The sequence below is a fragment of the Psychrobacter sp. NG254 genome, assembly GCF_015277735.1.
Lineage (GTDB): Bacteria > Pseudomonadota > Gammaproteobacteria > Pseudomonadales > Moraxellaceae > Psychrobacter.
Genome location: NZ_JADHDA010000004.1, coordinates 375,886 through 396,584, shown reverse-complemented (window position 1 = coordinate 396,584; position 20,699 = coordinate 375,886). Strand labels below are relative to the sequence as shown.

At 45.1% G+C, this 20,699-nt stretch carries 17 protein-coding genes; 1 reads left to right on the top strand and 16 read right to left on the bottom strand.

Features of this window, described 5'->3' with window-relative positions; translation table 11 throughout:
• Nucleotides 1-8: 8 nt before the first annotated feature.
• From IP510_RS09030 to IP510_RS09020, 3 genes are all read right to left on the bottom strand, one after another.
• The gene (locus tag IP510_RS09030) at nucleotides 9-1,685 is read right to left on the bottom strand and encodes a DUF3482 domain-containing protein (protein WP_194364450.1); all 1,677 of its coding nucleotides are present in this window, start codon (nucleotides 1,683-1,685) and stop codon (nucleotides 9-11) included.
• 240 nt (nucleotides 1,686-1,925) lie between these two features.
• Nucleotides 1,926-2,897, bottom strand: coding sequence for a sterol desaturase family protein (locus IP510_RS09025; RefSeq protein ID WP_194364449.1), 972 nt, complete (start codon nucleotides 2,895-2,897; stop codon nucleotides 1,926-1,928).
• A 145-nt stretch (nucleotides 2,898-3,042) separates the two neighbouring features.
• A complete protein-coding gene (locus tag IP510_RS09020) occupies nucleotides 3,043-4,428 on the bottom strand; it encodes a DUF2868 domain-containing protein (protein WP_194364448.1) in 1,386 nt (461 codons plus the stop codon).
• A gap of 204 nt (nucleotides 4,429-4,632) precedes the next feature.
• Here IP510_RS09020 and IP510_RS09015 point away from each other — a divergent pair, with 204 nt between their 5' ends.
• A complete protein-coding gene (locus tag IP510_RS09015; RefSeq protein ID WP_265087580.1) occupies nucleotides 4,633-5,424 on the top strand; it encodes an SDR family oxidoreductase in 792 nt (263 codons plus the stop codon).
• Nucleotides 5,425-5,462: 38 nt separating this feature from the next.
• Here the strand turns inward: IP510_RS09015 and IP510_RS09010 are convergent, their stop codons facing one another.
• The 13 genes from IP510_RS09010 to IP510_RS08950 all read right to left on the bottom strand — a co-directional run bounded on the left by IP510_RS09010 (nucleotide 5,463) and on the right by IP510_RS08950 (nucleotide 20,677).
• Nucleotides 5,463-7,007 (bottom strand): bifunctional 2-methylcitrate dehydratase/aconitate hydratase, encoded by a 1,545-nt coding sequence (locus IP510_RS09010; protein ID WP_194364447.1) that lies wholly within the window; start codon nucleotides 7,005-7,007, stop codon nucleotides 5,463-5,465.
• A gap of 143 nt (nucleotides 7,008-7,150) precedes the next feature.
• Entirely contained in the window at nucleotides 7,151-7,777 is a 627-nt protein-coding gene (locus IP510_RS09005; protein ID WP_194364446.1) for a GNAT family N-acetyltransferase, read from the bottom strand.
• Nucleotides 7,778-7,848: 71 nt separating this feature from the next.
• On the bottom strand, nucleotides 7,849-9,702 hold the full coding sequence (locus IP510_RS09000; RefSeq protein WP_194364445.1) for an ABC transporter ATP-binding protein: 1,854 nt from the start codon (nucleotides 9,700-9,702) through the stop codon (nucleotides 7,849-7,851).
• A 38-nt stretch (nucleotides 9,703-9,740) separates the two neighbouring features.
• Nucleotides 9,741-10,994 carry a 2-methylaconitate cis-trans isomerase PrpF gene (gene prpF / locus IP510_RS08995; protein ID WP_194364444.1) on the bottom strand — a complete coding sequence of 418 codons (1,254 nt, stop codon included), beginning with the start codon at nucleotides 10,992-10,994 and terminating at the stop codon, nucleotides 9,741-9,743.
• 80 nt (nucleotides 10,995-11,074) lie between these two features.
• On the bottom strand, nucleotides 11,075-11,335 hold the full coding sequence (locus IP510_RS08990; protein ID WP_194364443.1) for a Txe/YoeB family addiction module toxin: 261 nt from the start codon (nucleotides 11,333-11,335) through the stop codon (nucleotides 11,075-11,077).
• A gap of 35 nt (nucleotides 11,336-11,370) precedes the next feature.
• Entirely contained in the window at nucleotides 11,371-11,676 is a 306-nt protein-coding gene (locus IP510_RS08985; protein WP_194364442.1) for a type II toxin-antitoxin system Phd/YefM family antitoxin, read from the bottom strand.
• 213 nt (nucleotides 11,677-11,889) lie between these two features.
• Entirely contained in the window at nucleotides 11,890-14,523 is a 2,634-nt protein-coding gene (gene acnD / locus IP510_RS08980; RefSeq protein WP_265087584.1) for a Fe/S-dependent 2-methylisocitrate dehydratase AcnD, read from the bottom strand.
• Between the two features lie 61 nt (nucleotides 14,524-14,584).
• Entirely contained in the window at nucleotides 14,585-14,755 is a 171-nt protein-coding gene (locus IP510_RS08975; RefSeq protein WP_194364440.1) for a hypothetical protein, read from the bottom strand.
• A 76-nt stretch (nucleotides 14,756-14,831) separates the two neighbouring features.
• The gene (prpC, locus tag IP510_RS08970) at nucleotides 14,832-15,959 is read right to left on the bottom strand and encodes a 2-methylcitrate synthase (RefSeq protein WP_194364439.1); all 1,128 of its coding nucleotides are present in this window, start codon (nucleotides 15,957-15,959) and stop codon (nucleotides 14,832-14,834) included.
• A gap of 96 nt (nucleotides 15,960-16,055) precedes the next feature.
• Nucleotides 16,056-16,709 (bottom strand): DUF2059 domain-containing protein, encoded by a 654-nt coding sequence (locus tag IP510_RS08965; protein WP_194364438.1) that lies wholly within the window; start codon nucleotides 16,707-16,709, stop codon nucleotides 16,056-16,058.
• A 93-nt stretch (nucleotides 16,710-16,802) separates the two neighbouring features.
• Complete coding sequence (gene prpB / locus IP510_RS08960) at nucleotides 16,803-17,696, bottom strand: methylisocitrate lyase (protein WP_194364437.1); 894 nt, start codon at nucleotides 17,694-17,696, stop codon at nucleotides 16,803-16,805.
• A gap of 383 nt (nucleotides 17,697-18,079) precedes the next feature.
• The gene (locus IP510_RS08955; RefSeq protein ID WP_194364436.1) at nucleotides 18,080-19,366 is read right to left on the bottom strand and encodes an NRAMP family divalent metal transporter; all 1,287 of its coding nucleotides are present in this window, start codon (nucleotides 19,364-19,366) and stop codon (nucleotides 18,080-18,082) included.
• A gap of 285 nt (nucleotides 19,367-19,651) precedes the next feature.
• The gene (locus IP510_RS08950; protein ID WP_194364435.1) at nucleotides 19,652-20,677 is read right to left on the bottom strand and encodes a LysR family transcriptional regulator; all 1,026 of its coding nucleotides are present in this window, start codon (nucleotides 20,675-20,677) and stop codon (nucleotides 19,652-19,654) included.
• Between the last annotated feature and the right edge of the window lie 22 nt (nucleotides 20,678-20,699).

Sequence of the window (20,699 nt, the reverse complement as noted above, 5' to 3'; positions counted from 1 at the left end):
TTAAATAATCATGAATCACGCTTATACGACTGCAATTTACCTGACAGTGACCATGCCATGTCTGTGCGCAATAACTGCGCTTGTTCAGACTTCCCGCTGCTGAGCGATGACCATTGCGGTTTACCTCGGGCTTTTTTGAGCTCACTTGGTAATTTATGAGCCGGCCATACAGTAATTGGATTATTGTCTTCATCAGGATTATTATCACCTCCTGACGTTTCAAGGCTATTTTTCTCGCCTTTATACAATAACTGAGTGGCGTCCGTGGCAGCATGACCACGGTGACGAAGTGCAGTTAGCAGGTCTAATGCTCGCGTGGCTAGTAATGTTAACGTCGCAGGATCAATATACAAGCGTTTTACCCCAGTAATCCTATCTGCAATACTGCTGGTGTTTGATAGTAATCCACCTGCGATACCACCTATCGCAGCGCCCAACCCTAATGTAGTGCCAAGTGCTGCCGCATCAATCCCCAATCCGAGCAGCGCACCAGCAGCGGCACCAGACGTCGTACGGATGCCGTAACTTTTGAGTAACTCAGGGTCGAATGGGTCTTGTTGATAGGCTTGTAGCTCAAGCGGTGTTGCCGAGACAGCATTATCATAGAACTTATAGAGGTTAAGTAAGTTGTGCTGCATCGCACGCTCACTTTGTCTAACGGCTTCTTGCATTTGTTCTAATACAGGCAGTGGGTCGTCGTCATCATTGATCTCGCGTACAAAGGCGGCGACATTCAATAAAAAGTCAGCAATGATGATATTGGCTTCATCATACAGCTGAGCCCAGTCTTCCGTTCGACGTTGCATCAGCTGCTCAAGCATCTCAAAGTGGGTGAGCATGGTGGCTAAGTTTTTCCATAGGCGCATTTCATCCTCAAACTCAAAAGCAACTGAATCAAAACGCGTTGAGATATGCAGATTACGTCTTGCCAGCATCGTTTGCCAGTCGTCGATATTGGCATTCTGGCTGTCTGTAAAATTAAAAACAGGCATCACGGGGATAGCAGCCCAAGACAAAATCGCTAGCTCATCTTTATATTTACCCAATACAGGCTCACGAGCATCTACCACGTAGATAGCCATATCACTTGTCAGCAACTGACGGATTACTTTGGCTTCTTGGCTATAATCATAGGGCAAGTCATAGCTGTCTGCACCTTGAGCGATATCCGCCGCCAAAAACTGTTGCAAGCGCTCAATACCATCGCGGCGACTGGCAGTGTTGTCCTCTAGCCAGTCCATAAGCCCTGATGCATCCTCCAAACCAGGTGTATCGTATAATGCTACCAGCACCTCACCAGTGCGACTGTCTGTCAGCTGTGCCTGCTCGACGTGACGTGTGGTTGCAGCTTCGTTTTTGACTTCACCAAAATATACGTCACGCAATAAGGTGCGCAATATAGAGGTTTTACCCGTATTAGTATGACCGACAACGGCTAATTTGAGCGGTTCACCACTGGCAATCGTTTTCTTTGTTACCCTTGACGCTGGTGCTGTCGTTGCTGATGTATCGGTTGATACAGGTTGATTATCCTGAGTAGCTATTGACTGAGCTACTGTAGATTTTGAGGTGTTGTCTGAAGGAGTGCTTGAGACATCAGGGGTTGGCTCATAAGCCTTGTCTGCAAAGAGACCTGCAGGCTTATTATTCTCATGATTATTGTTATTGTTATTGTCATTATTCATAGTAACGTCTTATATTTATTGATGGCAAAAACACATAGTAGCCATTTATTGTAAAACAAATCTGACTGGGTATCGGTTATGAATGCGTATAATCCATATCATAAATCGTAGTCCACGCATTTATAATCATGCTCTAGTCGGTTCAATATAGTTTGAATACAAGGAAGACGAGTGAAAGCACTACAAGTAGTAGGCTAAGCGAGACTGACACCGTATCCAATTTATAGAGGATTGACTATATTAGACAGCACTAGGTGGACGCAGCAGTACCTTTAGCTTTTTCTTAAGCCCTTTGGCACGAAAAAAGCGCTGCCACATCCGGTAAAAGACCCCAAATATCAGACTAATAATATTGTCATGGCTGGTTTCGCCAACCGCACCGTATTGGACGGGGTTATTGACGGTATTTTCTTCTACATAAGTGCCAAACCAGCGATCAAAAATAATGAGAACACCGCCGTAATTTTGGTCAATATATTCGTCGTTGGTGCCATGATGGGCGCGGTGATTGGATGGGGTATCAAAAACATACTCAACCCATTTTGGAAATTTTCCGACTGTTTCGGTATGGATAAAGAATTGATAAATCAAATCTAAGGCGTAAAAGAAAAATACCCACACAGGATGTACGCCCAACATCATCAGCGGAACAAAAAACAACCACCAACCCGTCACAGAATATAACAGGCTTTGACGCATGGCAGTGGATAGATTCATAAGATCGTCTGAATGATGCACGACATGCGCTGACCAAAACCAATTCATACGGTGTGACGCGCGATGGAACCAATAATAGCTAAACTCAACCGCGACGAATATAGGGATGGCAGTGAGCCATGTCACCTCAATAGTGAATAGTCGGTATTGATATAACCATAAGCAGATAGGTATGACGATAAGCGCTTGGACAATCAATTCAAACCCTAAATAAGAGCCACCTAAGCTAAAATTGGTCATCGCACGGCGCCAACTAAAGCTTTTACCATTGCCACGCTTGGACTGATAGAACCATTCTGCTAAAAATAATAAGAAAAATGGGCCACCAGCCAGCGGTAGCAGCCACTCTTGCCAATATGCAGGTAGAATGCTCGCCAGCATTGGCTGCCATGACTCTGGCGCAGCCGTTAAGATACTTTGGTTTAATGCCTCTCTGTAACCATCCAATAGTTGACCATACTGACCTAGGGCCATAAGGGAGTTGTCTGCTGCCATCTTGGGCTCCTAGCCACTATAAAACATCCTTGTCATCTTAATATGACGTCACAGCTATTAAGACGTATAATATTTATTTATTGTAAATCATGCTAGTCATAATGATAAGTTAAGATATGAGTAACAGATTAAAAATTAGAATGTGTTAAGTATCTATCTCAACCAAGCCAATCTTTCGTGCAGAGAGCGCCGTTTGCCACTGCTGATAACGAACCGCTTGTTTGTCTGATGGCTCATCATCGGTACGTGCGTCAGTTAATCCCGTAGAAACGCTGTTATTACCAATCAGCTGTACGATAAGCCCATCTTTGGCGTGAGCAGCGATTTGATCGAGTTTACGTAGCGTGCCGCGATCAGGTAGCGCTTTGCTATGAATGCCAAGCAAAACTTGCACAGAATGACTGTCTAAATACGTCTTTAACCGTGCCATATCGTCACGATCATCTAATATGCCAAAATTTTCCACATCGCCTTCAAGTGTATTATCAAGACCTGATTGCCACCATTTGTCCTGATCTGCAGGGTATTCAAGCAGCGCAACTAACTTCTTGCCCGCACTGACCGTCGCTTTTGGAGCGATAGGGGCTGGTGCTTCTGTAAAGTCATCAGCATCCACCACGTGCCGCTGCCAAAAGTTTAGGATTTTTTGATAATAGGGCTGTTTGATATCCAAACGCATTTTTTTGCGGCGGAACATCAATGCACAGAACGCCCATGCTATAGCTCTAGGTACAATGCCGTACATTAGCAAGCTACCGATTAGTAACCCTGCCCATTGCCTTGCAACAGACAGCGGCATCGCTTCGGTGACAAGCCTGCTCTGTGCGATCGCTGTACTATCTGGCACACCAAATCCCACCATACTAGGTAGCCAGCCTAATACCTGAGTCAAGCTTACAAGCGCTTGATCAGAGAGTAAGGTTGACTCCCAGCTAAAGCTATACTGACGTACAACCAGCAAAAATATAATCGCAAGTAGCATACCGGTCAATGTCGCAAGCCATAACTGATGGCTAAACCGCCCCAAATACCAACGCATACCGCTGTGCTGCAACTGCCGCTCATACAGATCGACGGCAGCCTTGGTCACATCGTCCTTACCACGTATGAGATAACTTGGACTGACAAAGCTCGCAAACCAACTGGGCGATTGCTGATCTCGATTGACAAGGGTCATGACAAGCCAGCCACCAAGCATAATGGTATGAAAACCAAGTAGACAGACCAACACATAAAAGAAGTTCACAACATTAGACTGCAATAGCGTGAATAACCCCAAAAACCCTGAGATGCACCACACCACGCTCATAACGATCATGATGCCCTTTATACGGCCGTCAATCTTACCCAGTACACGTGCAAGCGCCCCGTTGCTGTCTATACGTGACGCCCGTCGATGCAGCTTTTGGATAGGCGTGCCATCCTCGCCCTGTAGCTTTTCCGTGATTAATAACGGGTCAGTGGCAAAGACGTGCTGATCGGTCTCTAAGGCTCGTACCAGCTCGGTCAGTTGATCTTGGGGTAATAGCATAATGCGATAATATCCGTATGAAGGCGTCAATATAAGAAATAGCAATCCGAAAACAGTCGCTTTAATCGTTATAGATTATTGTAGCGTATATAGAATAAGGATGACTTGTATTATTTTTATCATAGTAAACCCTCATAAAATCAGCCAAAATAAATATAAAACCAAATCTTGTCAAAAAGCGTATCAAAAAAAGGAAGGTGCCATATGAATAACGAAATGAATAATAAAACCTATCTTATCATCGGTGGAACAGGCGGCATTGGTCAGGCCATGGTGCAGCAGCTAATACACACAACGACTGCTAATCAGACGGACAATCAATCTCATCAAAGCCATCGCACACAAGTATTTGCTACTTATCATCGTAATGAGCCAAACATTGAAGCAGAAAATCTACATTGGCTGCCAATGAATGTCAGTGATGAGGATAGTATTAAAAAAGCTGCCGATACCATCAAACAGACAGTCGGTCATGTGGATTGGGTGATAAACTGTGTGGGGTTATTGCATACAGGGACAGCGCAGCCAGAAAAGGCCTTGCGACAGATGGAAACGGAGTTCTTTTTGCAAAACATGCAAATCAATGCCCTAGCCAGTTTGCTGATAGCAAAACACATCAAACCGTTACTCGGCAAGGCTAATCGCAGCGCCAATCATCCTGCTATTTTTGCGACCGTATCAGCCCGCGTCGGTAGCATCACTGACAATCAGCTAGGCGGCTGGTATAGCTATAGAATGAGCAAGGCCGCTCTTAATATGGGGATGAAAAACCTGAGTATCGAATGGAGCAGATCACTTAAAGATGTGTGCGTGGTCGTTATGCAACCAGGCACTGTCAACACTCAGCTGTCCGCGCCGTTTCAAGGCAATGTCGCTGAAGGGCATCTGTTCTCGCCAGCGTATAGCGCGGAGTGCTTATTGGAAGTACTCTCAGGGATGACGGCAGCCCAATCAGGCAGTTTTGTCGATTGGGCTGGAGAGTCAATACCTTGGTAGTATAATAAGTAATACCATGATAACGTCAAAATACTAGACTAATGAGCCATAAACAGCGCCATAAACTCATTAACAGGCGTCTGTTCTAGTCTTTCTTGATCGTCGCATAACTCAACGATCTGCTGACAACGACTTTCGATAAAGCGAGTGGCCAGACTGGCGCGGAACTTTGCTTCCAGTACAGGAATGCCCTCAGCTCGGCGGCGTTTGTGGCCAATAGGATATTCAACAGCCACTTTTTCTGTACTGCTACCATCATTAAAAAATACTTGAATGGCGTTGGCAATAGAACGCTTACTTGGGTCATGATAGTCTTTTGAATACTGCGCGTTTTCTTCTACAACCATCTTGCTGCGCAGCTCATCGATTGACAAATGCTGTTCGTGATAGTCATCCTCGTAGTTCTCTGCCATCAGATCGCCTGTCAACAACGGCACAGCCACCATATACTGCAAACAGTGGTCACGATCAGCCGGATTGGCAAGTGCGCCTTCTTTTGAGATGATGCGAATCGCTGAGTCATGGGTGGTTAGGACAATTCTCTCGATATCGTCGATTCTGTCTTCGATGTGTGGGTGTAGAATCACCGCGGCTTCACAAGCAGTCTGCGCGTGAAATTCAGCAGGAAAGCTTATTTTAAATAAGATATTTTCCATCACGTAACTACCGAAATCCCGCTGGAATTTAAAACGACGATCACCTTCAGGCTTGGTCGCTAGATCCTTATTGGTATGGCTAAATAGCACATCATAGAATCCCCACTGCGGTGCAGTTAATGCGCCAGGGATACCCATTTCACCACGAGCCGTTATATCTACCAGACGTACCGCACGACTGGTCGCATCACCTGCCGCCCATGATTTTCGGCTGCCAGCATTGGGTGCATGACGATAGGTACGCAGTGCCTGACCATCGACGATGGCTTGTGAGATCGCTGCCATGATACGCTCACGTGGTAGCTTATAAAGTTTGGCGACGACGGCTGTTGAAGCCAACTTGACCAAAAACACATGATCAAGACCCACACGGTTGAATGAGTTTTCGAGTGCCAGTACACCTTGAATCTCATGCGCCATGATCATGGCTTCAAGCACTGCTCTCATGGTTAATGGTGCTTGTCCTTGGCTGATGTTTTTCTGACTAATATAGTCCGCGACCGCCAAGATACCACCCAAATTATCAGAAGGATGGCCCCATTCGGCAGCAAGCCATGTATCGTTATAGTCAAGCCAGCGCACCATACAGCCGATGTCAAAAGCGGCTTTGATGGGGTCTAGCCTATAGGATGTGCCAGGGACGCGAGCACCATTCGGTGTTATTTGATCGGGACAATCAGGCCCTAAGTGCTTGGTACACTCAGGGAAGCGCAGCGCCAATAGACCACAGCCAAGCGTGTCCATTAGACAGTGGCGCGCAGTATTCCACGCATCAGCAGGGTTGGGGGACTGCTCGTCTATTGAATAATTGAGAACGTAATCGGCGATTTTTTGAATTTCATCGTCATATTCTGGACGAACGTTGCTCTCTACCGTTGCATCGTTAATATTTGAATTGGCTGTGTCTACATTGGTTATATTTGACATGGTTGTTACCTCATCCTGAGTGTACTACTTCCTTGACTGATTATCTCAGCCATCGTTTTAAAGGAGTCATCATTTAAAAGTAGCATACTCAATATGGAACAACCAATTTGAATTATGTTAAGAATTAAGACCTTACAAGCTGTCTAAATCATTAAATATAGCAAGCCTAGAATAAACATTGCTGCCAAGATAAAGAGTAGAGAGCTTAAAACTTTGTTTGTGGTTGACGCAGTATCCGTGCTCTCTTTTTTGATTTTGTTTTTCTTAGCAACGTATAGCACCATCTTCACATGTTCGATATTGTCCTCGAGATAATGTTCTCCTTCAGGTACAAAACCCAAAGACTCATAAAAGCTAAGTAAGTAAGCCTGTGCAGAGATAATAATCGGTCGCTTCTTACCATAGTTTTTTCGGCAGTGTGCAATGGCCTGAGTCATCATCTGCCGTGCTAGGCCATCACCTCTGTGCTCTGACAATACCAGCACTCTACCGATGGCAGGCATAGTAGTATGGTTGGTTTTAATCGTAGGGTCAGCAACCGATAGATTGGATTTCAGCTTATTAAATTCAGGCGGGACGATACGACAGTAACCCACTAACGCTGCATTTTGATGAGCGATCAGGTGCAAGCAATCGAAATCCACTTCGTCCATATCTTGATACGCACAGTTTTGTTCGACGACGAACACTTGCGAGCGTGCTTTTAGGATATGGTAAAGATCAACTGAAGTCAGCTCGTCAAAGGTTTTTAAGGAAAATTCACAATTCATAATAGTCTAGCTTCTGGCGATAGGCGGTAAAATAGGGGCATTATAACGATTTAGGCACACATTAACCATTCCTAACCGTTTAGGGTTTGGCTGATTTTGTCCAAGTTTAGGCTATCAGACATGGCGCTAAAGATTTCAAAATATTTGCCGCGCTGGGCATAGAGTGCCTCGTGCGTACCTGTTTCAACCACTTCGCCATTTTCTATCACCACGAGATCATCCGCATCAATGATTTGGGCAATATTGTGCGAGACCATAATGACGGTACGGTCTTTTTTGATCAGATCTAGGCTCTTTTTGACCTGCTGACTGGCGATAGCGTCTAGACTGGCGGTTGGCTCGTCCAAAAATACAATGGGCGGGTCTTTTAAAAACATCCTTGCCAATGCAATACGCTGCTGCTGACCGCCTGATAAGGATTTGGCGGTACTCTCGTAGCCATCTGGTAGAGACATGACTTGCTCGTGGATAGAGGCCTTTTTTGCCGCCACGATGATGTCATCTTCGCTGGCATTCATATCACCATAGCGGATATTTTCACTAATCGTACCTGAAAAGATATGATTGCTCTGTAGTACCAACCCGATGCGCTGACGCAATTCGTGGGTATCACAGCCAGCCAAATCATGTCCATCTAGGCAGATCGTGCCAGCATCTGGCGCATAGAATTTAACCAATAGATTGATGATGGTGCTTTTGCCAGCACCAGAGAGACCAACCAGTGCAGTGATACGATTTGGCTTGATAATAAAGCTGACATTCTTTAGCGCTTGTGTGCCATTCGGGTAGGTAAAATCAACGTTTTTAAGCTCGATATGGCCTTTTAGGTTTTCGCTACTGATGCCATCGATGTTTTCGACTTGCTTGTCATCTTCTAAAATATCAAAAAAACCTTCGGCATAGGTCAGCGCATTATTGATTTGATCATAGATGCGATGCAATTGACGAATAGGAGCGGCGACATTCTGAAATAGCATGACATGAAACAAAATCATACCAATGGTCATCTCGCCTTGTAGCACAAAATAAGCGGTGAGAAGAATGATAACCACCACACCAATCTGCTCAATAAAGGTTTTGATGGCATCATAAACAAAACCAATACTGCGAATGCGCAGTTGATTGTCGGTCATTTCCTTTTGAATGGCTAAGTGCTTTTCAGCCTCAATGGATTCACGGACAAAGGATTTAACCACACTGATCGAATTAATCAAAGAGATAACCAAACCGCTTTTGGCTTCTCGAAACCCCCGCATCTGCCGACGAAAACCTTGCAGGCGGCGTGCTTGCTTTTGGCTGATAAAAAAGTAAATAGGTATGATAATAAGACCGACCATGCCAACCCAAAAATTGGTCGAAAACATGATAATAAGCGCCACGATTGCGTTGGCAAATAACGGCAGCATGTCGATAAAGAAGTTCTGCACTAGGCTTGTAAGACTGCTGACCCCATAATCAATGCGTGTTTGCAGCTTGCCACTGTCGTTCTCACTGCTGGTATAAAACGCCATGCGATAGGTAAGGATGCGTTCAATGATTTTTTGGGACAGGTCGCGAGATAAGTTGATACGAATCTTTTCGCCAAAAAAACGCTGACCAAAAGAGATGAATATCGACAGTATCTCTTTGGTCAGGAGGACCGCACTGATAATCCCTAGCATACGTAAACCCGCTTGCCATGGATCGGCAAGCGTGTCAATTTCGGTCAAGGTATCGACGGTATAACGCAGCACAAACGCATTGACCTGAGCGGTAAAGGATCCTAGGGCGGTCAGCACTAAGGTAGCAATGATAAGTACGCGATAAGGTTTAGCAAATACCGCCAGTTTTTTTAGAATATCCCACAGCAGCGCCCGTCGTTCTTTTTTCTCGACGGGAGGTTTTTTGTCTAATTGCACACGGCGTGGCTGGGGAGATGTTGGCATAAAACTCTATCGTAAATTAAAATACGCCATGACTACGTTTAAAACGCATCCGCTGGCACAAAAACTTCACCCACCATGATACGCCTTGCTGAGCGGCTCATCGACACTTTTTTGGCTTGCCAACGCCCATCGACCAGTTCGGTTTTTCCGCCTACGAGTAATGTACCTGATGGATGGCCAAAACGCACCTCTGTCAGCTCGCCATCGCCTGCTGCTTGATTGACGAGTGTGCCTTGTGTGGTTGCTGCGGCGGCAATAGCGACTGCTGCTGTGCCCATCATGGCATGATGCAATTGACCCATACTCATGGCACGTACGACTAAGTCAATCTCTCCTGCATCGACCGACTTACCACTAGAGGCCGTATAGCTCTGTGCTGCGCCAACCCAAGCGACTTTAGGAATGTGTTGACTGGTCTGTGCTTCAGAGACATCTTTAAACAATCCCATCGCAACGCCGCCTGTGGCACGGATTTTTTCAAGCTTGGCAAGTAGCTCACCATCGCTATTGATGTCGCCTTGTAATTCAGTACCCGTAAAGCCCAAATCTTCTGCTTTCATAAAGATGGTGGGGATGCCTGCGCTAATGAAGGTGGCTTGGACGCTATCGGTATTTAACCCGCAGCCAGTAACATCGAAGTCATCGACCAAGTTGCCAGTAGGGAACATGTCGCTTGTGGCATCAACAGGATCGATAAACTCAATTTTGACTTCAGCCGCTGGGAAGGTCACACCATCTAATTCAAAGTCGCCCGTTTCTTGAACTTGTACTTTGTCATTTGCGTCTTTATAGACGGGAACATGGGCAATAATCGTCTTACTGATATTTTCTTGCCAAATGCGTACTTCACAAATACCGCTTTCAGTATCTTCGTCGATACTATTAGCAATTTTGTCGGCATCGACCAAACCTATATTAATGGCACAGGCACCAACGGCTGCGGTTAAGTTGCCACAGTTACCCGCCCAGTCAATCATTGGTTTAGCGATATTAACTTGTCCAAACAGATAATTCACATCGTGATCTGGTCTGTCAGAGGCTGATAAAATAACCGTTTTTGACGTACTAGAGCTACCATTGCCCAAACCATCAATCTGCTTGCCGTAAGGATCTGGGCTGCCGATGACCCGTAATAGGAAGTTATCACGTGACTTGCCAGCGACTTGGCAACGCTCAGGTAAATCAGATAATTTAAAGAAAGTGCCTTTTGAGGTACCACCGCGCATATAGGTAGCAGGAACGGATATTTGCGGGGCAAAAAAGGGTTTTGATTGAGAGTTAGTTTGGGCCACTTTATTAAGTCCTTTTTATATTGTTATAAGATTGGGTGTAGTGTAATCGACAAACAAACCCAAACGACTAAGAGCGCTCGTCAATAATGATAGCGGCAAGAAATAATCGTGAGGTAATTATCATCGACGGCATATACCAAACGATTAGCGTCATCAATGCGTCGGGACCAAAATCCTGATAGGTTTTCTTTTAGAGGTTCAGGTTTGCCAATGCCTTCAAATGGACTACGCCTACATTCGGTAATGAGTTTGTTAATGCGTTTGATTGTTTTTTTGTCTTGTGTTTGCCAGTACAGATAGTCCTTCCACGCAGCATCTGTCCATGCTAGTTGCTCATTCATTATCAGACCTTTTATGTTCATTAAAGCCTTTGAGCTCAAGCATTTTCAATGTTGCTATCCGTATGCTCATTATCATCACTGTCATCTACCATATCAATTAACTCACGCGTAACAGTCTTGCCAGCTTGGTATTGAGCAATAGACTTTGCTAAGTGAGCCGCATTGGCAGGAGATTTTAATAAATGAACGGTTTCCATCAGGCTATTGTAATAGTCTAGTGACATTACAACCGCATCATCGGCGTCACGGCGGGTCACGATAGTGGCGTTGGCATCATCATTTACCGTGTCTAGGACGGACTTTAAGTGCTTTCTGGCTTCTGAAAAACTAACGACTCTCATGGCTTACTCCTCTCAAGACATACTTTATAACTTGTACAATATATCGTACATATTACGCTATCGGTGAAGCAAACTCAATATTTAGCTATAAGTGAGAAAAACCAATGTGTAGAACGCAAAAGAAAATAAAAGCCGATGTCATATAAACAGGTTATACAACATCGGCGACTTTTATACTTTGCTACTTATCACACTAAAAACTACAGGATAGCCTTAGACAATATCGAGCGTACCTTCGATAAACTCTTTAGCAAAGCGTTGTAGCATACCGCCAGCGTTGTACATTTTGACTTCGTCAGCAGTATCTAAACGGCAGATAATTGGCGTCTCAGTAGTGGTGCCATCAGTACGATGAATAACTAGTGTCATCAACCCGCCAGCAGAGACTTCGCCCGTTACATCAAAAGTTTCTGAACCACTAATATTGAGCGTATGACGATTGGTGCCTTCTTCGAACTGTAGAGGTAGAGCACCCATACCGACTAAATTTTGACGATGAATACGTTCAAAGTCTTCAGCAACGACAGCTTCTACACCAGCGAGACGGACGCCTTTGGCAGCCCAGTCACGGCTTGAGCCTTGACCATAACCATCACCTGCGATGATGATAAGCGGCTGCTCACGGTTCATGTAGGTCTCAATCGCTTCCCACATACGCATGACTTGACCTTCTGGTTCAACGCGCGCCAGTGATCCTTGGATGACTTCACCGCTGTCGTTGAGTACCATCTCGTTCAATAGTTTAGGATTGGCAAAAGTGGCACGTTGCGCAGTTAAATGGTCGCCGCGATGGGTCGCATAAGAGTTATAGTCTTCAGCAGGCAAGCCCATAGTATCGAGATATTCGCCAGCTGCCGATGCACCAAGAATAGCATTCGACGGTGACATATGGTCAGTGGTGATGTTGTCACCCAATACTGCTAATGGACGCATACCTTTTAGTTTGTTCATCGCTGCCATTTTGCCTTCCCAATACGGTGGGCGGCGAATATAGGTCGTCATTTCACGCCAGTCATATAGTGGGCTTAACGCTTTACCTGTGTCTTTTTTAGCTTCGTCAAACATTGGGATATATACAGCATTGAATTGCTCAGGCTTCACGGCAGCAGCGACGATAGCATCAACCTCATCATCATCAAACCAGATGTCTTTTAGGTACACGTCATTGCCGTTTTGGTCTTTACCCAATGAATCTTTTTCGATATCAAAGCGGATGTTACCAGCGATGGCGTAAGCGATAACCAGTGGCGGCGAGGCTAAAAATGCTTGCTTAGCATACGGATGGATACGACCATCAAAGTTACGGTTACCAGATAGCACTGCCGTGGTAAATAAGTCGTTATCAATGATTTCTTTTTCGATATCAGGGTCGAGCGCACCGCTCATGCCATTACACGTCGTACAGGCAAAACCAACCACGTCAAAGCCAATTTCTTGCAATTCTGGCATCAGACCAGCTTCTTCTAGGTACATTTTGACGGTTTTTGAGCCGGGTGCTAGTGAAGATTTCACCCAAGGTTTCCGTAACAAGCCTTTAGCATTGGCGTTACGGGCAACGAGGCCTGCAGCAACCATGTTGCGAGGGTTTGAGGTATTGGTACAACTGGTGATCGCCGCGATAATAACCGCGCCATCTGGCATCAAACCGTCTTTTGGTTCAGGTAGCTTTTGATCAGGAGCGTGGGCGATACCTTTGGCAACCAAGTCAGTAGTCGATACACGGGCATGTGGACGCGATGGGCCTGCCATATTCCGTACCACTGCTGATAGATCAAACTCAAGCACGCGGGCGTACTCGGCTTTTTCCATACCGTCAGCCCAAAGACCTGTTTGCTTGGCATACTGCTCAACCAATTTGATCTGAGCCTCAGAACGACCAGTCAGACGTAGATAGTCAGTGGTTTGCTCATCGATATAGAACATCGCGGCAGTGGCACCATATTCAGGCGTCATATTGGAGATAGAGGCACGGTCACCGACGCTCAGTTGACGTGCGCCTTCACCAAAGAATTCGATATAGGTAGAGACCACACCTGCATCACGTAAAAACTCGGTCATCGCAAGTACGAGATCCGTACCGGTAATGCCTTTTTGCAGTTTGCCCGTTAATTTTACGCCAACGTAATCAGGTAGGCGCATATATGATGGGTTGCCTAGCATCACACTTTCGGCCTCAAGCCCGCCAACACCGATTGAAATAACGCCTAGTGCATCGACCATCGGCGTGTGGCTGTCGGTACCGACTAACGTATCGGCAAATGCAACTTCTTCACCCGCTTTATTATGCACGACCTGTACGACAGGCGACATTTTTTCTAGGTTAATCTGATGCATGATGCCGTTACCCGGTGGCACGACGTTCACATTATCAAAAGCGTACTGACACCAGTTGATAAAGTGAAAACGGTCATCGTTACGGCGTTCTTCGATAGCACGGTTTTTCTCAAAGGCATTTTCTTCAAAGCCTGCATGCTCAACAGCTAGTGAATGATCAACGATGAGCTGAGTAGGAACGATAGGGTTTACTTTAGACGGGTCACCGCCTTGCTCAGCGATGGCATCACGTAGGCCCGCCAAATCAACAAACGCCGTCTGACCCAAGATATCATGACAGACCACGCGGGCAGGGTACCAAGGGAAATCAAGGTCTTGCTTGCCTTCAATATGCTGCTTTAGCGCATCCGTTAACTCTTCTGGTGGGCAACGACGTACTAGGTTTTCACACAACACTTTTGATGAGTACGGCAGCTTGTCATACGCGCCAGCCTCAATACTCTCGACAGCCTCACGTGTGTCAAAATAATAAAGATCAGTACCTGGAAGCGGCTTTTTAAATTGTTCGTTCATTGGTTGTACTAGGGCGTTGTCCATAAGTCACCTTTGGCGGTTGGCTGATTTAAATGAATAATTAAGCGTCAATATTGGGTAAAAAAGTCATTCCTTTAGCAAAATCATCGTTTGTTCTTGTAGGTTTTGCTAAAAAAGCGATATTGGAAGTTAGTGAAACATGATTTATATAACTGAGAATGAGCATATAACGATCAAGCCTAAACAGATAATAGCAAGGCTCAATCATCATACCTTATACCTTTATCAGCTAGCATTGCCGCTAGCTGATAATGATTGTTCAGCAATAAGCAATGAAAAACAATTACTTAACGCGCACTCATATCTGGTACAGGACGTAACTCTTCACCTGTATATTCCGCACTTGGACGAATGATACGGTTATTAGCACGTTGCTCAAATACATGAGCGGCCCAACCTGTCAAGCGTGAACAGACAAAGATAGGGGTGAACAGTTTGGTTGGGATGCCCATGAAGTGATAGGCAGAAGCATGGAAAAAGTCAGCATTACAGAACAGCTTTTTCTCGCGCCACATGACCTCTTCACAGCGTACCGATACTGGATATAACACTTCATCACCAACGTCCGCAGCTAGCTTCTCAGCCCAACCTTTAATCACGACGTTACGCGGATCTGACTCGCTATAGATGGCATGACCAAAGCCCATGATTTTGTCTTTACGTGCTAGCATGCCCATCATTTCTTCTTCGGCTTCATCAGGTGAGCCAAAGCCTTCAATCATGTCCATCGCCGCCTCGTTAGCACCGCCATGCAATGGACCGCGTAGTGAACCGATTGCGCCAGTGATACAAGAATGAATGTCAGACAAAGTAGACGCACACACGCGAGCAGTAAAGGTCGAAGCATTAAACTCATGCTCTGCGTACAAGATAAGCGAGACGTTCATGACTTTTTCGTGTAACTCATTTGGCTTTTCGCCTTTGAGTAAATGCAAGAAATGACCGCCAATAGTAGCGTCATCCGTATCGGTCTCGATACGTACATTGTCGTGGGTAAAGCGGTACCAGTAGTTAATGATCGATGGGAATGTTGCCAGCATACGGTCGGTTTGATCATTCTCTTCATCAAAACTCATCTCGGTCTCAAGGTTACCGAGCATAGAGCAACCTGTACGTAGCACGTCCATTGGATGCGCATCGCTCGGGATGCGTTCAAGCACATCTTTTAACGCTTGTGGTAGGCCGCGAAGGCTTTTGAGCTTAGCTTGATAGGCATCAAGTTCACTTTGAGTAGGCAAGTTGCCGTATAGCAGCAAATAGGCCACTTCTTCAAAAATACATTTATCTGCCAGCTCTGATACATCATAACCGCGATAGGTCAGACCAGAGCCTGATTTGCCAACGGTAGAGAGAGCGGTCTTGCCAGCGACTTGACCGCGTAGACCTGCGCCTGAAAGTTCTTTTTGTGCTGCCATGTTTACATTCCTTTTGTGGGTAGCTTTTTTGGGTGAAAACGGTGTTTCTAATAATAAATTTATCAGTTGATGACTGACTATAGCGCCAGTCTAGCGTTACGCAGGCTGTTCAGGCTGCGGGCCATCTAAATCAACCTTACAGCGCGCAAACTCAGCTTCGATAGGGCCATTTAAGACTTCCATCGCGCTGCCTTCGCCTTCTGCATTATTGATCTTCATATATTTGACACCCAGTGGTGACTCCATGAATGTCTGAATCTCAGTCATCTCTTCTGGAGTAGGATCAGCCATTGGTGTTGCAATTTCTTCACCATTCATGACGCGCAGTTGCTCATTGCCAAACGTAATCAGCTTTTTCCCTACCTCTGACGTATAAAAGCCATCTAGCTCTTTTAACTCTGCATCGGTAAACTGACTTTTATAGAAGCTATCGACTTCGGCTTTACCCAAGTCTTTGTCGCGTGATTCGAGGCAGCTGACTTGCTCTGCACTGAGTGCACCGCTATTGATAACCGGTGCAAAAAGTAGGCTGTTGACGGTATCTAGCGTAATCGTCGTCATGACCAAATCATCTTGAGTGGCAGGTGCAGGAGCCTCTTTGGTAGCATCAGCTTCAGCAGTGCTTGCAGCACTGGTCGTATCGTCGGCGGTTTCTGGTGTTTTATCACAGCCCGTCATGAATAACAGCGCAGCAAGTGCACTGCTAAGTAGTGACGTTTTAACAACAGTATTAGACGTAAAAAATGGCATAAATAACCTAAAGGTAAGTGAAGACGGATTTCGAAAAGATAAAGCCTTCAAAGATGATTTATCTTTTCAGTGTTGCCAATGACTAATGATTGACTATTTATTATTAGCAAATAGCTTGTCTAGCATTTGCTCAAACTCGTGATAGTTTAAGAAATCGTAGAGATCCATACGGGTCTGCATGGTATCGACGACTTTGTCTTGCGTGCCATCATCTAATAAATGCTGATAAACGTTCAACGCTGCTTTGTTCATAGCGCGGAAGGCTGATAGTGGATAAAGCACCATCTCGACACCCACACTATACAACTGGTCAGTGGTGTATAGATCTGTCTGACCAAACTCTGTCATGTTTGCCAGTACTGGAATGTCGAGTACATCAGTGAACTTACGATACATTTCGATATCGGTTAGCGCTTCTGCAAAGATCATATCTGCACCCGCTTCTTGAAAGGCAATGGCGCGCTCGACAGCAGCGTCCAAACCTTCTACAGATAACGCATCTGTACGTGCCATCACCACAAAATCAGGGTCAGTCTTGGCATCCAATGCGGCTTTTAGACGATCAACCATCTCTGAGATGCTAACGATTTCTTTGTTTGGGCGATGACCACAACGTTTTTGCGCCACTTGGTCTTCGATATGTACCGCTGCGACGCCTGCTTTTTCCATTTTTCTAATGGTTTGGGCGATGTTAAACGCGCCACCAAAGCCAGTATCGATATCAACCAATAGTGGCGTATCAACGGCATCGGTGATACGGCGAGCATCTTCTAGTACATTATCAAGACTGGTCATACCAAGATCCGGCAAACCAAATGAGGCGTTTGCCACGCCAGCACCAGAGAGGTACAACGCTTGATGACCAACTTGGGTCGCCATCATCGCTGTGTAGGCATTGATAGCGCCTGCAATCTGTAATGGTTGGTTATTATCGTTTTTTTGAGTGAGAGCACTGCGAAAGCGCGCGCCAGCTGAAGATGAAGTCATGTGATAATCCTTACATGGAGGGAGAATATTCTAATTGTTGTAGCTGATTATACTCAATTATTCATGCTTGAAAAGTTTGGGTTTTTAACAATTGATTAATTTATTTAATAAACTTATTTAATAAATTTAATATTATTCATAATTCAAATAGCACTATGCAATTAATGGTATTTTCTCACCATAAGTATTCATATTACTTAAAATCTCAGGTTTTGGAACATTATAATTTTTACATTTAGTTACAATTACTCAGGTTATTGCTTCATGGTTACTGTTTCATTAATTTAATGACACCTATCAAAAAGCCCCAACAGCTGAGCTATTAGGGCTTTTTTATATTCGTATAGGACGATTAAGCTTGGAGTCTTATATCAAGCAAAAGGTTAAGCAAATAATCCTGCAAGATTAGCCAAGAACAATAAGGCAAAACCTGCCAAGAATATCAAGCCTGCGATAGACAGTGCATTCATACCGAACGACAGTTTTTTATGCTTTGTGACCAATGAGTAGTTTAACCAACCAAAAATAGGCGCAGAGACGAACGCTGATATCATGGCAAACTTAAGCATTGAGCCTAGCTGTCCGGTAAAGAACGTGATAATCACTAGCCCGCCACCGATAGCATAGGTGGTCCAAAAAGCGACTTGCTTTTTGTTGATTTCACTTTGACCTTTGAGCAAGCGCCAGCACTCAGCATTAGCACGGCCGTAACCATCTGCACAGGTGATCGTGGTGCCAAACATACACATAAAGGCGACGAAAGCGACCAGCAGTCTCGACCATTCACCAATGGTGGCGGTATACATATTAATCAACTGATTGATATAAGCGCCGCCGACTAGCTCGATCTCTTGTCCTGACCCATATTGGACAAACACGCCTAGCGATAAGAAGAACAATGCCAAAATCGCTGAGACGGCATAGCCCACGTTAAAATCTAATAAGCCTTGGCGATGGGTAGTGTGATCCGCTTTAACTTTGGCGGAGGTCCACATAGAGGTAATCGCCGCAAACTCAAGTGGTGCTGGCATCCAGCCCATCAGTGCTACGATAAATCCCAATGTGGCTAAGTTCCAAGGAGAGGCGGCGACAAAATCCACTGCCATGACGGTTGGCTTACCAGCGGCAATAACGACCGCTGCTACCGTTGCTGTGGTAAGCGCAATCATAATCCACTTGGTCACGCCATCGAGCAATTTATAATGCCCTGCAATCAAAAAGAACCAAGAGACCGCGACGATAATGAGAGATAACGCCATCGTCGACAGACCGAGTGAGGCGGGCAGCATAAAGCCTAAGATCACAGCGGCAATGAGTGAGACCGCACCCGTACTAATAACGGCTGACAAGATAGAGAGAATGAAATATACCCAAAGATATACCTTTGAGCGTTTGGCGTAGCCTGCAATCAAACTCTCGCCTGTATCATAAACATAATCGGTTGCGAATCGAAAAAATGGATACTTAAACACGTTGGCTAAGATAATCATAATAGCCAACTGCCAGCCATAGATAGCACCGGCCTGTGTTGATGAAATCAGATGCGAGCCACCAATGGCAGCAGTCGCCATCAAAATACCTGGGCCAAAGATGCGCCAACTAAAGCCTTCTTGCGGTACGCCTGCGCTATCCTCAGCGGTACGTAAATTGTTGAGTGGTTGTGTGGTCATGAATACCTCGAAATGTTTAGAACGGCAAATTATCACTTACCTGTGTCAGCTTGCCAATGATCAGTAGAAAACCATCTTATAATACACTCAAATATAAAATGATTCATATTGTATCGACTTTACCACAGCAATACTGTCTAGGAGAATGATTATTCTAGTTATTATTACTATTTGTTTGCATTGCCATTCTTGTTAGTTAGCATATTTATAAAATAATATCAATATTTAAAACCAATTATTTTTGGCGGTTCTTTATAACATAATATTCACAAGATATCTGCCCATTTAGGCCTGTGACACAAAATTTTGCTGCCGATAAGTGATACCTCGTTGTTCGTAGACATGATAGATGGCCGTGAGCAAGTCCGGTATGTTTGGATGTACGAAGTCTTTAAGCGTATGCAAGTAGATAGGAGAGGTCACATTTTCGTGAATCAAGCGTTGATAACTGATCTGTTCGGTACGCACCGTTTGAAGGCTGGCAGGCACAAGCGTAATGCCTTCGCCTGCCGCAACCAAACCTAATGCCACTTGCAAATCACTCACCGTCGTGGTCATAAAGGGTGAGATGCCGTATTGTGCAAACAGGTGTAGTAAAGGCTCGGTGATGGCCTCGCTAGACAATGATGTTTCGTGAGTCGCACGGTTTACTGTACTGGCAGACAACTCGTCGCTCGCTTGGGTTACTATCTCTGTCGTCACAGTTGACGATACTGGCAAATGCGTTTGATGGTATAAAATTAAGCGATTGTTCGCCAAGTCTATCAGGCGCTGCTTGCGTACATTGGCGAGCGGGTGCGATTTTGGCAATGCCACCACATATCGCTCATGACGTAAGAGTATTTGTTGAATCCAAGGGTCTTGATGAGCAAATCGGCCAAAGCCAATGTCAATCTCACCAGACTTGAGTGCGTCCATCTGCTGATATGAGCTGATGTCTTTTAAATTAACGTCAATATCGGGACTGAATTGTTTAAGCGTGGCGATGATTTCGGGAAGCAGTCCATATAACACTGAAGGCACAAACCCAATATTGAGTGCGCTACTGGGCGCAGATAAGCGCTGGGTCATGCTAGTCACGGTATCAATTTCTGTTAGTATCGTGCTTATTTTGTCATAGAAAAATGAACCGGCTTCAGTCAGATTCAAAGGCCTGTGGTAGCGATCAATAAGCACCACGCCCATGTCAGTTTCAAGCTGTTTTAGCAAGCGACTCAAACTGGGTTGTGACAGTCCTGTCTTTGCGGCAGCTGCGCTAAAGCTGCGTAAGTCTGCAACCGCAATAAACGCATTAAGCTGTTTTAAATCCATATCATTAAACCTGCTATGCTAA